This is a genomic window from Rickettsiella endosymbiont of Aleochara curtula (genome assembly GCF_964030935.1).
Lineage (GTDB): Bacteria > Pseudomonadota > Gammaproteobacteria > Diplorickettsiales > Diplorickettsiaceae > Aquirickettsiella.
Window position 1 is genome coordinate 383,363 of record NZ_OZ034990.1, and the last position, 11,468, is coordinate 394,830.

At 40.7% G+C, this 11,468-nt stretch carries 11 protein-coding genes and 4 tRNA genes; 2 read left to right on the forward strand and 13 right to left on the reverse strand.

The features are described 5' to 3' along the window. Positions 1 to 35: 35 nt before the first annotated feature. Entirely contained in the window at positions 36 to 1,448 is a 1,413-nt protein-coding gene (locus AAHF87_RS01590; RefSeq protein WP_342146546.1) for a hypothetical protein, read from the forward strand. Between the two features lie 80 nt (positions 1,449 to 1,528). On the opposite strand, the gene AAHF87_RS01595 is transcribed toward AAHF87_RS01590, so the two are convergent. Then, positions 1,529 to 1,975, reverse strand: coding sequence for a universal stress protein (locus AAHF87_RS01595; RefSeq protein WP_342146548.1), 447 nt, complete (start codon positions 1,973 to 1,975; stop codon positions 1,529 to 1,531). Between the two features lie 296 nt (positions 1,976 to 2,271). On the opposite strand from AAHF87_RS01595, the gene AAHF87_RS01600 reads away from it, so the two are divergent. Next, positions 2,272 to 2,348 (forward strand) — tRNA-Pro (locus AAHF87_RS01600). Between the two features lie 119 nt (positions 2,349 to 2,467). Here AAHF87_RS01600 and AAHF87_RS01605 read toward each other — a convergent pair. From AAHF87_RS01605 to pgsA, 12 genes are all read right to left on the reverse strand, one after another. After that, complete coding sequence (locus AAHF87_RS01605) at positions 2,468 to 2,767, reverse strand: integration host factor subunit alpha (RefSeq protein ID WP_342146550.1); 300 nt, start codon at positions 2,765 to 2,767, stop codon at positions 2,468 to 2,470. A 6-nt stretch (positions 2,768 to 2,773) separates the two neighbouring features. Continuing rightward, positions 2,774 to 5,149, reverse strand: a complete 2,376-nt coding sequence (gene pheT, locus AAHF87_RS01610; protein WP_342146552.1) for a phenylalanine--tRNA ligase subunit beta — start codon at positions 5,147 to 5,149, stop codon at positions 2,774 to 2,776. Between the two features lies 1 nt (position 5,150). Then, positions 5,151 to 6,170 (reverse strand): phenylalanine--tRNA ligase subunit alpha, encoded by a 1,020-nt coding sequence (gene pheS, locus AAHF87_RS01615; protein WP_342146554.1) that lies wholly within the window; start codon positions 6,168 to 6,170, stop codon positions 5,151 to 5,153. A 43-nt stretch (positions 6,171 to 6,213) separates the two neighbouring features. Next, positions 6,214 to 7,131 (reverse strand): Rpn family recombination-promoting nuclease/putative transposase, encoded by a 918-nt coding sequence (locus AAHF87_RS01620; RefSeq protein ID WP_342146555.1) that lies wholly within the window; start codon positions 7,129 to 7,131, stop codon positions 6,214 to 6,216. Between the two features lie 74 nt (positions 7,132 to 7,205). Beyond that, positions 7,206 to 7,394 carry a Trm112 family protein gene (locus tag AAHF87_RS01625; protein ID WP_342146556.1) on the reverse strand — a complete coding sequence of 63 codons (189 nt, stop codon included), beginning with the start codon at positions 7,392 to 7,394 and terminating at the stop codon, positions 7,206 to 7,208. After that, positions 7,387 to 8,088: a tRNA (adenosine(37)-N6)-threonylcarbamoyltransferase complex dimerization subunit type 1 TsaB gene (tsaB, locus tag AAHF87_RS01630; RefSeq protein ID WP_342146557.1), complete on the reverse strand. Its 702-nt coding sequence runs from the start codon at positions 8,086 to 8,088 to the stop codon at positions 7,387 to 7,389. Before tsaB ends, AAHF87_RS01625 begins: the two co-directional genes overlap by 8 nt. A 3-nt stretch (positions 8,089 to 8,091) precedes the next feature. Continuing rightward, entirely contained in the window at positions 8,092 to 9,816 is a 1,725-nt protein-coding gene (locus tag AAHF87_RS01635; RefSeq protein WP_342146558.1) for a hypothetical protein, read from the reverse strand. 72 nt (positions 9,817 to 9,888) lie between these two features. Further along, complete coding sequence (fdxA, locus tag AAHF87_RS01640) at positions 9,889 to 10,212, reverse strand: ferredoxin FdxA (protein WP_342146560.1); 324 nt, start codon at positions 10,210 to 10,212, stop codon at positions 9,889 to 9,891. 58 nt (positions 10,213 to 10,270) lie between these two features. Then, positions 10,271 to 10,357: transfer RNA gene (locus AAHF87_RS01645), tRNA-Leu, on the reverse strand. Positions 10,358 to 10,502: 145 nt separating this feature from the next. Further along, positions 10,503 to 10,576: transfer RNA gene (locus tag AAHF87_RS01650), tRNA-Cys, on the reverse strand. A 174-nt stretch (positions 10,577 to 10,750) separates the two neighbouring features. Further along, positions 10,751 to 10,826: transfer RNA gene (locus AAHF87_RS01655), tRNA-Gly, on the reverse strand. Between the two features lie 36 nt (positions 10,827 to 10,862). After that, positions 10,863 to 11,411 carry a CDP-diacylglycerol--glycerol-3-phosphate 3-phosphatidyltransferase gene (pgsA, locus tag AAHF87_RS01660; protein WP_342146562.1) on the reverse strand — a complete coding sequence of 183 codons (549 nt, stop codon included), beginning with the start codon at positions 11,409 to 11,411 and terminating at the stop codon, positions 10,863 to 10,865. Positions 11,412 to 11,468: the final 57 nt, after the last annotated feature.

The following is an 11,468-nucleotide window of genomic DNA, read 5'->3' on the forward strand; positions in this document are numbered from 1 at the left end:
TGTATGTTAAATTAAATATAAAAAAAGGAAATTTTATGCCTGACTTGCGCTTACTTGAAACGTTACTCCAACAATCACCTTATTATTTATTAGAATTAGTAAGTAAATATGATAACTTACCTACAAAAATAGCGGACTTAATTAAAATATCAGATAACATTCTTTCATTTAACAACATACCTCCTAAGCTTGGCGATCCTATAAAAAATCAGGCTAAAAAACTTTTATCGCTCTATCCTAATACTTACAGTTTTTTATGTGCCCATAACCAAGCAGAAAAAGCAGATGAAGTGTTAAAAGAAATTAAAGCCCAGCAGCAATCAATTGCCAAACATACCAATGTTCCCGAATATAACAATAAGCCGCTCAAAGAAGCATTCTGGGAAGAATACCAAGCTTATCTTCACGCCTATTGGCTAGCACGAGCACACACACATACAGAGCTTGAGCGCATGATCACAAAACATTGGTTACTACTGAAAAACAAACCAGAATTTAGCATAGAAGAAAGAGACATAACGAATTCGCGGCATATTAAAGCGGTTTTATTCAATACAATTTACGCCGGAGATATTAAAAATTTAATTCCGTTATGGAAATTAGCTAAAGCTAATTTCCCGCTCGCCGACGATCAGGTTTCTCTATTATATAGTGGTGTAGCTAATGCAATAAATAGAGGAGAAATTAATGTTATTCAACAATGCTTAATAAGCTCTGCTGAAGATAAAAAAGCTTTGTCACAGTATTTAGAGCAAAATCCCGAAAATTATTTAGATCTTATTCGTCATGCTTGTAAAAGTGGTCATATAGATAGCATTTATTGGGTCATAGCCTTAGCTAAAAATTCTACTAAAGCACCTAATTTATTTGCAATAACCAGCGATCATTACCCATTAGTTGAAGCGTGTAGCAGTGGTAATTTAGATACTGTTAAATTAGTTTTAAAACAACTTCCTGCTGAAAAAAATCTCAAATCCATACGTAATATTTTAAAAGATTTTACGCGTAATGCTATGCTACAAAATTGTTTTGCTGGAAATACAAAAGTATTAACTAAACTCACACAATATCTTACGACAAAACAAGAGTTTACTGAAGTTTTCCCATTGCATAATCCTCAAGAATTTTGCTTATATGAGTTTAATGTCAGCACATTTGATTTTTTGTTTGATTTGCTGCAAAAAAAATATTCAATCGAAGAAATAGTAACCAGTAAAGTTTACATCGGATGTATTGTTGAGGCGATAAAAAATGCAAGATTTTCTCCTAATAAACAACACGTTGCGCATTTGTTGGGTAAAGTACCGGAAGAATATTTACAACAGGTGAAAAAATTAGCCGATGAAGAACTGAAACAAAAAAGCCTCCGATCCTTTCTTTTTTATCAACTATCCAACTGTACTATTTCGGAAGACTCAAAACAAAACAAGCTAAGCTTTAATCCTTAAATCCAAGATAAGCACAAAAGCTTTTCTGGCGCTGATACGCAAAACTCTCATGCTCGAAATTTAAGTCCGGAATTAATTTATTAGTTTTTCAGCTCAGGAATTTTCACTACCAAGGCATCACAAGATAGATGATGGATCACAGCGCTGGCAGTGGAACCAAACAATACACCGATGCCATGTCGACCATGACTACCAATGATAATGAGATCCGTTTTTAATTGCTTCATTTTATCGAGTATCACCACCTTAGGCGATCCGACTTCAACAAATTGATGTTTGGCTGGGATATCAAATTTTTTCGACAAATCGGCTAATTGTTTTTGCGCTTCGGCCAGCATCTCGCCTTCTAAATCGATGACAGCAGGATACGCTTGTGCAACACCGTAAGCATTAATATGTTCCACGGCATGAATGACCGATAATTTACCCTGCCCGTCTTTGACTAAAGCGTGAGCACGCTTCAAGATAATTTCGTCACAGGTAGGGTGCAAATCTATTGCTACTAAGATATTTTCATAAATTGCCATATCCTATCTCCTGATTTTAGGTAAATATATCCTACACTAAGCAAACAAAGATAGACAGCCAACCCTAGGTAATAAAACAGGTAAGATTTGATTTACTCGTCATTGCGATCGCATATAATATAGATTTCGAGTTAGAATATAGATCGTCCGCTTACCGAGCACCGGTAAAATATTGCTCGTCATTGCGAGCACCGCAGGTGCGCGGCAATCCAGCCACTCGCTCGGTCTAACAATTCAATTACAGGATGAATTGGTAGTTGCGTGTTTATTATCAGGACATTACAATGTGCGCTCTTCGGGGCGTAGCGCAGCCTGGTAGCGCACCTGCATGGGGTGTAGGTGGTCGCTGGTTCAAATCCAGTCGCCCCGACCAACACCGAGTATAAAAAATCACCGTCATGGCGAGACTCACGAAGTGAGCATGACTTCCACCGTTTAGATTTCTTGGATTGCCGCGCGCTATGCGCTCGCAATGACGAGAGTAGTTAAAAATTAACTTTTTTGGTGCTTTAATTGCAATTTTAATTTTTGACTGGCTTGAAACAATACGACATTCCGCGACGTCACGATCGTGGTTACGCCGGTTTTTGGATTTCGACCCGGTCGTTCCTTTTTTCTACGCCGTCGAAAACTTCCTAAACCAGAAATCTTTACTGGCTCCCCTCTTTCCAAAGCTAATACAATCTCTGCGAAAAAAGCATCTGCCAGTTGTGTGGCTAAAGGCCGGCTGAGACTGGGATCTTGTTGTCTTAAGCTGTTAATCAAATCAGCTTTGGTTAACACTGGACTCATAATACTCTATTCCCGTATTTGAATAGCAAAACTCTGTTTAAGATGCGCGGTTACTTTTTGCATTAACTCATCCACTTCGACATCAACCAACGTACGTGTCGGATGCTGCCAGCATAAGGCTAAAGCTAAACTGCGTTTTTGTGGTTCTTGCTCGGCAAAATACACATCAAATAAAAAGGATTGATGTAAACATTCACCGCTTTCATGCTTCACTGCCTGTAAAATAGTTGATGCAGGATATTTATCATCTACCCAAAAAGAAATATCCCGTCGTACCATGGGAAATTTGGAATAAGCTTTAAATTGCGGCAAATGTCTTTGGCTAATCGCAGAAGTTTTTAGTTCAAAACAATAAATGGGGCCAATTAAATCTAACTCGGTAATGATTTTAGGATGTAAAGCGCCAAAATAACCAATGATTTTGCCCGCCTGTTGCAAGTCACTTGACTGACCGGGGTGTAAAGCAGGATGGGTTCCTGGCACAAACTGAATATCGTTTTTAGCCGTTAAACTTAGTAACGCTTCCAAATCAGATTTCATGCTAAAAAAATCTAAGGGTGTGCTAGCAACACCCCATTGCTCAGGTAAACACTCTCCGCTGGCGACCGCAGCCAAATATTCTTGTTGTTCAAGTTTTCCACTATGATTATGAAAACACACACCGCTTTCAAATAAACGACAACTCAACTGCTGTCGTTGTTGGTTATAACGCAGACTATTTAGTAATCCCGGCCACAAACTGGTTCGCATTACCGAAAGTTCGCTGGATATGGGATTTAACAAGCTTAATGCTTCTAAATGAGGAACGATGCTTTGCTGTAGCTTAGGTGCGGTAAAACTATAATTGATGGTTTCGCGATAACCTCGGGCTATGAGTAAGTCTTGCAGTCGTGTTAACGACAATTGTGTTTCTGGTTGTGGTAAAAACGTTAAGGGAGTATTCGGCAGTTTCACTGGAATATGTTGATAACCCTGTATCCGCGCTAACTCTTCGATAAGATCCACTGCTAATGAGAGATCAAAACGCCAAGTCGGTGGTGTTACCTGCCACTCTTCTGTAGCTTTATGCTGCACATGTATGCCTAAGCTCGCAAAAATAGTCGCTATTTTTTCTTCATCTAAAGAAAAACCTAAAAATTTTTTTAAATGCGCCGGACGAAATTTTATGCTGGCTAAGGGTTTGGTCGCTGCTTGCACGTGCGTTATCGGCCCCACTTGACCACCCACTATCTCAAACAATAATTGTGTTGCCCGCTCCAAAGCCGAGACAGTAATTGCTGGATCCACACCACGTTCAAAGCGATAGGCCGAATCGCTACTTAATCCATATTGGCGAGCACGTCCAGCGAGACGCGCTGGACTAAAATAAGCACTTTCCAAAAATACGTCTTGGGTTTCGTCACTAACCGCTGAATGTGCCGCTCCCATCACGCCCGCAATCGCTTGCACTTGGTTTTTATCGGCAATCACCAAAGTGTTTCCGTCTAAAACAATGTTTTTACCATCTAATAAAGTAACTGACTCTTCAGGATGCGCAAGACGTACGTTCACTTCATCTGTTAACTGTTTAAGATCAAAGGCATGCAAAGGTTGGCCTACTTCTAACATCACATAATTCGTCACATCCACCACTGGATGAATACTGCGCACACCACTACGACGTAAACGCTCTTGCATCCATAACGGTGTTTTGGCTTGCGTATTAATATTACGTATAATTCGTCCGGCATAATGCGGACAATCTTCGGCGGACTCGACGTTAATTTTAATTTGGTCTTGTATAACGGCAGGCTGACTCACCATCGATGGGTGCATCATAGTCTGTTGCGTTATTGCGGCAATATCCCGTGCTAAACCTTGGACGCTCAAACAATCACCACGATTCGGTGTCAGATGTATATCCAGACAATGATCATCTAATTGTAAATACTCACGTATGTCTTTACCGATCGGGGCATCTAAAGGTAATTCCAAGATCCCGCTATCTTGTGTAGCTTCAGCAAAACCTAACTCACTGCTGGAACATAACATACCTTGTGAAACAACACCGCGTAGCTTGGCTTCTTTAATCAATATATCCTGCGGTAAATGCGCGCCGACTTGTGCAACGGCCACTTTTAAGCCAGCTCGACAATTTTTCGCACCACATACGATCGTTAAGCTTTGCTCAGCGCCAACATTCACTGCACACACCTGTAAACGTGATGCATCAGGATGTGGTGCTGCACTTAACACTTCGCCAACGACGACTTTATCAAACGATCCCGCAACGGGATGTACTCCAGCTACTTCTAAGCCTGCCAAAGTCAGTTGCTCAGCTAACTGTTTAACATTTAAGTTGGGATTAACCCACGTACGTAACCATTGTTCACTCAATTTCATATTAAAATTGCTCTAAAAAACGACAATCATTTTCAAACATCAAACGCAGATCGGGAATTCGATAACGTAATAAAGCTAATCGATCGATACCCATCCCAAACGCATAGCCTTGATATTTATCCGGTGCTAAACCCACTTTTTCTAATACATTCGGATGCACCATGCCACAACCCAATATTTCTAACCATCCGGTTTGACTGCAAACGCGACAGCCTGCGCCCTTGCACATTACACATTGAATATCGACTTCAGCCGAAGGCTCAGTAAACGGAAAATAAGCCGCACGAAAACGAATCGCTAGATCATTTTTTTCGAAAAAATGCTGCAAAAATTGCGTTAATAAACCTTTGAGCTCAGAAAAATTAGCCGATTCATCGATTAACAACCCTTCAACTTGATGAAACATCGGTGTATGTGTGACGTCAGAATCGCAACGATACACACGACCCGGTGCAATCATCTTTATGGGTGGCTTAGCGTTTTGCATGGCGCGTATTTGCGCCGGTGATGTATGCGTACGCAAGAGTAAGCCATTGGCAAAATAAAAAGTGTCATGTAAAGCACGTGCTGGATGATTGCTGGGAATATTCAATGCCTCAAAATTATAATATTCATCCTCGATTTCAGGACCTTGCTCCACAGTAAAACCCGCAGCCGTAAAAAAACGCTCAATACGCTGCCGTGTACGCGTTACCGGATGCAAACTACCATTAGTCTGACCGCGACCGGCCAAGGTGATATCTACTTTTTCATGGGCCAATTGCGCATTGATTTCCTGATTGATTAATAATTCGCCTTGCGCCTTCAGCAAGGCTTCAATTTGCTGCTTTGCGTGATTAACCGCTTGTCCTAATTTTGGTTTTTCTGTAGCGGGCGCTTGAGCTAATTTTTTTAGATAGTCATTTAATGCGCTTTTTTTACCTAATAGCGCGCTACGTAATTGTTCTAAATCAAATGAACGCTTGGTTTCGGCAATCGACTGCGCCGCTCGCTGAATAATCTGTTGCAAATCATCTGTCATGCTGCGTTAACCTTCATCTGCTATTAATGTATTTAATCTTCACCTATGCATTTTCTAAATCTGCCCATTCCTGCTCAGATATATCGATGAGTTCCTTAATAAAGGCGATATCTAAGCCCTTATCCAGCATCTTCTTAGCAATCATTATCTCTTTCTCCTGTAAACCTTCTTGCCGACCTTCTTGTTTTAGTTGCTGTGCAAATGTCATAATCACCTCTCTTTCCTGTGGAAAAACCTGTATTAACTCGTATATCAAATCTTCAACCGCATGCGGCTCGGTCTCATCCTGACTGGCATTCAGGATGTAGTTTAGCATATCCGTCAAATAGGCTATATCCAACTGTTTAATAACATTCTGCAGCAAATTTGATTGAATTAATTTTCGCATAATCGATAAAAATTGCTTAGATCGGTGATGCTTGAAGAGCATTTCCAATAAAGCAGCCAAACCATGCTGAGAAATTTCTTCGTCCGACAATATCGTCAGATCGATCAACTTAAAAGGCTTAAAGGCCAATTCCCTGGCTAATTCAGGATCATCGAAACAGCCATATAACTCATTAGAATGCGGATAAGGTGTTTCCTCACCGTGGTAAAGACATAAGGGTAAAATAATGGGTAATTTCTTATGTCCTTGTCGCAAATGATTAGAACTGAGAGACACCATATACTGGAGAAAACGAAAAGCCATCAGCGGGTCTTTAGCCGTCGATTCATGTTCAATCAGGAAAAATAGATAGGCTGCTTTTTCATCTATTAAGCATTTATAAATAATATCGCTATGGATTTCCTTCAATTCAGGAATAACAAAGCTTTTTTCAGTGAGTTGTAAGGAATTTATATCAATTTTTTCATAGACTTTTGGGGATAAATAAGCTTTTAAAAAATCAATGGCAATCTTTTTTTCTTTCAGTGAACTCTTAAAAAATTTATCATGCACTTGATGCAGCGCTTTTTTCATTCTTATTTTCCTGCAAAGAATAACTCAAACTTTAGTCGTGCATAACAGCGTGAGTAACCAATAATGACGACACACTAACTCAAGCGATCATATTCTTCTAAAGATATCCTGCGCGCTTGGGACTCTAACATAATCGGAATCTCATCTCGAATAGGATAAGCCAAACGATCAAAACGACAAATCAGCTCTTGAGCCGATTTTTCATACACCAAACTGGCTTTGCACAATGGGCAAACTAGAATACTGAGTAAATATTTATCCATCGCAACCTCGTCGTAAAGCGACTGTTTCTCTCAAATAAGTCGGCAAAGCTTCGCCAGCAGTGACAATTTCACCGCGTTGATAAGCTTCCGCGGCAATCACCGCGGCGTCATAGGCCCTAGGATAACGTTGTGGCAACCATCGCTGCAACTGATTCTTAAATTGATCGGCGAATAGGGCATGATACTGATCCCAACCACTGCCCACGCCGACAAAATCAGTTAAACCGCTCGCTTCACACTGTTGTGGTAAGCATAACTGTTCCGTGCCACAGGCTTGCAGGATAGCGCTCCCCGCTTGTAGTCGATAGGTGGCAAAAAAGACTTCCTGCAAACGCGCATCAATAGCCGTAAATACCTGTTGTGCTTGCAACTCCCGATAAGCACCTTGCGCTAAGCACTGTAAACTGGACACCAACACCACCGGCAAATCAGCAGCAAAAGCACTAGCTTGAATAATACTTGCGGCAATGCGTATTCCGGTAAAACTCCCCGGCCCGCGCGTAAAAGCTAATGCATCTAAATCGCGTAGCTTGAGCCCTGCTTCATCCAACAAGGACTGCATCATGGGTAATATCAGTTGTGTATGCGCGCGCGGCGCACATTGATAACGCTCCTGAATGTGTTGCTTATGCAACAAAGCCGCCGAACAGGCTTCGGTACAGGTATCAATGGCTAGCAAAGTGATGGATTTCATTCTTTAGTTATATTTATACGGATGAGATTCTGTTCCAGGCACATCTGAATCGTTTTCTTGGACACTAAAAAGCTGTGGTTGAAACTTGGTCCGGATATTAGCACTGTTAAATGGATTTTTGCTAATTTTTGCGCATATAGACAGCTGATTTTCTAAGCTCTCCAACAGTGCCAATCTTTTCATAGCCGTCATCGGTAAGTAAGGATGAAAAAAATTCAATCCTTGCTCGATCATCTCCAACAGTTCTTCTGCCCGATCCACATTGCTGGTCATTTCTTGCCAAAGTTCTTCGCTAGTTCGGCTAGAATTTAACAACATTTGCCAGTCCAATCTATCTACCTTACATAAAAATGGTTCATCAGCAAATAAAGCATCAGGATCGGTCGCCGCATTTTTGGCTAATGTTTGCAGTGCGATAACCATACGTTGGTCTCTATAAGTTGGGCCAATAGTAATAAAGCTTATTAAGGTTTTATAAACCTCTTTATAAGCATCTGGCGTTTGAGACATATACAACCCGTAATGCAATAAAAAATAAAACGCATCACCTTCTGCTCGACCTATCGCATCAAATTCATAAACCCCCGTATAGACACAACTTGGATAAATCGGATTTTTACCCAGCGTATGGGCAAGATAGGTAGCAAAACGAGTCTCTACATCGGCATAATCCATAATAGCGGTCAAATCAAAATCATAGGCTTTTATTTCCGCTTCTTTGAGCACTTCTATACTCCAGCTATCATAAAACTTTTCGGCTATAAGCTTTAAAGAACGCAATGCCGGAATATACGTGGTAAAAATATATTCACGCTGTGCTTTTGACAACATACTTCCCCAAAAACTATGTCCGATATCATGTAACCACATGGCAAACGGACCACAGCGGTAACCATCGGCGTTTTTAGGATTGGATAGGACTTGCGGCGCGTATAATGAACTGGGGTGAAAATCTTGCGCATGCCAGTCATATAAAGTAGCTAAGCCCGGATTGCCTAAAACCGGACGCATCTGCAACGGTTGTTTATTCATCATGCGCAAAAAATAATTGATCATCGATGAGGAAGGTATTAAATACTGTGTGGTCGGGTCTTCAAAGTTGCCAGCACTTATTTTTTGTATCAACGGCAAATTGTTGATCAGCACCCAAACTAAACGATTAGAATCCTGCTTACGCTCGCGCAGCGTCAGGTGATGGCTATATTCCGTTTTGATTAAGCACTGCTCGATGCGTGGCAACGCTAATACATACTTGGCTAATTCGTCAAAATTCACCTCAACCTGTAATTTTTCTAAAGCATGCGTCACACCTAATAAATATTGATAACCCAACAGGGTTATGGCTCCAGCCTTGACTAAAGGAACAATGCTAACCAGATAATCGAATTTGACATCCTGATCTTCCGCGCGCAAAGCATGGGTTTTGCTATATTGCATTTTCGCAATCAAATACACATAAGCGGTAATCCCCTGCCAAAAAGGGATCTTTTTTTCGTTGACGAGATAAATCAGATATAAATTACAATGCGGATGATTCCAGATCTTCGCTCGAAAATTTCCTTTACGAATCGCTTTTTTTAAGCATTTCAGTCTGGGTTCATTAGGCCTCAAACTACTTAAAAAAGCGGGAATGGTTTTATTTTTCTGAACTAATTCCAATAGATTGTTGTGAGCGGGCTGTAAATTAGCATTTGAGCGACAGGATTCATTACTATTATTTTTATCCATAAAAAATTTATATTTTAAGTTAGGTATTTAATCAAGAATAATAAGGATTGCGACAAATGCGAAGCGTATATATTATTTTTCGAGATACTTTAATTTATCTTCCTTATCTTTCCATTCGTCGGCGTCGGCGGGTGGATCTTTGCGGTGCGTGATATTCGGCCATTTTTGTGCAAGCTCTTTATTCAAGGCTAAGAATTCTTTATATTTTTCCGGCAGATCATCTTCAACATAAATGGCATTCACCGGACATTCTGGTTCACACAGGCCACAATCAATGCATTCGTCAGGATGAATAACCAACATATTCGGCCCTTCGTAAAAACAATCAACTGGGCATACTTCTACACAATCGGTATATTTACAACGAATACACTTTTCAGTGACTAGAAATGTCATTGGCGTTCTTTAATAGTGCAAATAAATATTGAATTCAGTTTGTAAAATTAATTTAATTTGGTGCCCGGGGCCGGACTTGAACCGGCACAGTGTTACCACCGAGGGATTTTAAGTCCCTTGCGTCTACCAATTTCGCCACCCGGGCATATAATTCTTCTTACTCATAGCACACTCAAGTCGCTGGCTGTGTTGCCGCTCAACTCGCAATCCTAATGTATCCTTTAATACACTCCGGTTGCTCATTTTTGCGCCGCCCTGCCAAAAACTCCGTGCCTATGAGCATATTTTTTTGGAGGCTAGGGCCGGAATTGAACCGACGTACGCGGCTTTGCAGGCCGCTGCATGACCACTCTGCCACCCAGCCAATTTGTACATCTCGCGCTTCGTCTTTTTACCGACTTCTTCGTTGGATGCTGGTTTCCGGTACTCATGTACCTCGCAGTACATTCCGTTCCTCAACCATCATCCGCCTCGAACTCAGCAAAAATACTTCAGCCTCTACTAATTGATCGTTAATTTCCAATTAATAAAAAAATCTTGGAGCGGGAAACGAGGCTCGAACTCGCGACCTCAACCTTGGCAAGGTTGCGCTCTACCAACTGAGCTATTCCCGCAAAACGGGTGATATTGTAACTGCATGAAAAATGCTGTCAAGAAGATAAATCATGCCAAGCTGCTTTTAAATATAAACACATACTCCACAACGTCAAGATTACTGCAAGATAAAGTAATACATAACCTGACAAAGCAAATCCTATCCAAGCACCTGGCTTATAAAGTAATAATAAAATAATCGCTAACATTTGTATCGCGGTTTTTATTTTGCCTAACATGCTCACTACCATACGTTTGCGTTTACCAATCTCTGCCATCCATTCACGCAATGCCGATACCATAATTTCTCGACAAATAATAACGATAGCAGGGACAGCTAAATAAGGTAACGCTTGATCACCCACCAATAATATTAAAGCCGTTACCACAATTAATTTATCGGCAACGGGATCAAGGAATGTGCCTAATTTAGAAACTTGTCCCAAACTTCGCGCTAAATAACCATCTAACCAATCTGTCATCGCCGCAAAAATAAAAATGATCGCGGCTAATATGTGACTACCACGAAAAGGTAAATAAAATAATAAAATAAAAACGGGAATTAAAATGATGCGCAGAAAGGTCAATATATTGGGGATACCCATGGGGTGTATACCAGTAGCGAGCGATCTCTTATGGATACCTTAGTGTAACTGGTTAGT

Coding starts and splice junctions, on each gene's coding strand:
- AAHF87_RS01590 (WP_342146546.1), top strand. CDS start 36: ATGCCTGACTTGCGCTTACTTGAAACGTTACTCCAACAATCACCTTAT.
- AAHF87_RS01595 (WP_342146548.1), bottom strand. CDS start 1,975: ATGGCAATTTATGAAAATATCTTAGTAGCAATAGATTTGCACCCTACC.
- AAHF87_RS01605 (WP_342146550.1), bottom strand. CDS start 2,767: ATGAGTCCAGTGTTAACCAAAGCTGATTTGATTAACAGCTTAAGACAA.
- pheT (WP_342146552.1), bottom strand. CDS start 5,149: ATGAAATTGAGTGAACAATGGTTACGTACGTGGGTTAATCCCAACTTA.
- pheS (WP_342146554.1), bottom strand. CDS start 6,170: ATGACAGATGATTTGCAACAGATTATTCAGCGAGCGGCGCAGTCGATT.
- AAHF87_RS01620 (WP_342146555.1), bottom strand. CDS start 7,131: ATGAAAAAAGCGCTGCATCAAGTGCATGATAAATTTTTTAAGAGTTCA.
- AAHF87_RS01625 (WP_342146556.1), bottom strand. CDS start 7,394: ATGGATAAATATTTACTCAGTATTCTAGTTTGCCCATTGTGCAAAGCC.
- tsaB (WP_342146557.1), bottom strand. CDS start 8,088: ATGAAATCCATCACTTTGCTAGCCATTGATACCTGTACCGAAGCCTGT.
- AAHF87_RS01635 (WP_342146558.1), bottom strand. CDS start 9,816: ATGGATAAAAATAATAGTAATGAATCCTGTCGCTCAAATGCTAATTTA.
- fdxA (WP_342146560.1), bottom strand. CDS start 10,212: ATGACATTTCTAGTCACTGAAAAGTGTATTCGTTGTAAATATACCGAT.
- pgsA (WP_342146562.1), bottom strand. CDS start 11,411: ATGGGTATCCCCAATATATTGACCTTTCTGCGCATCATTTTAATTCCC.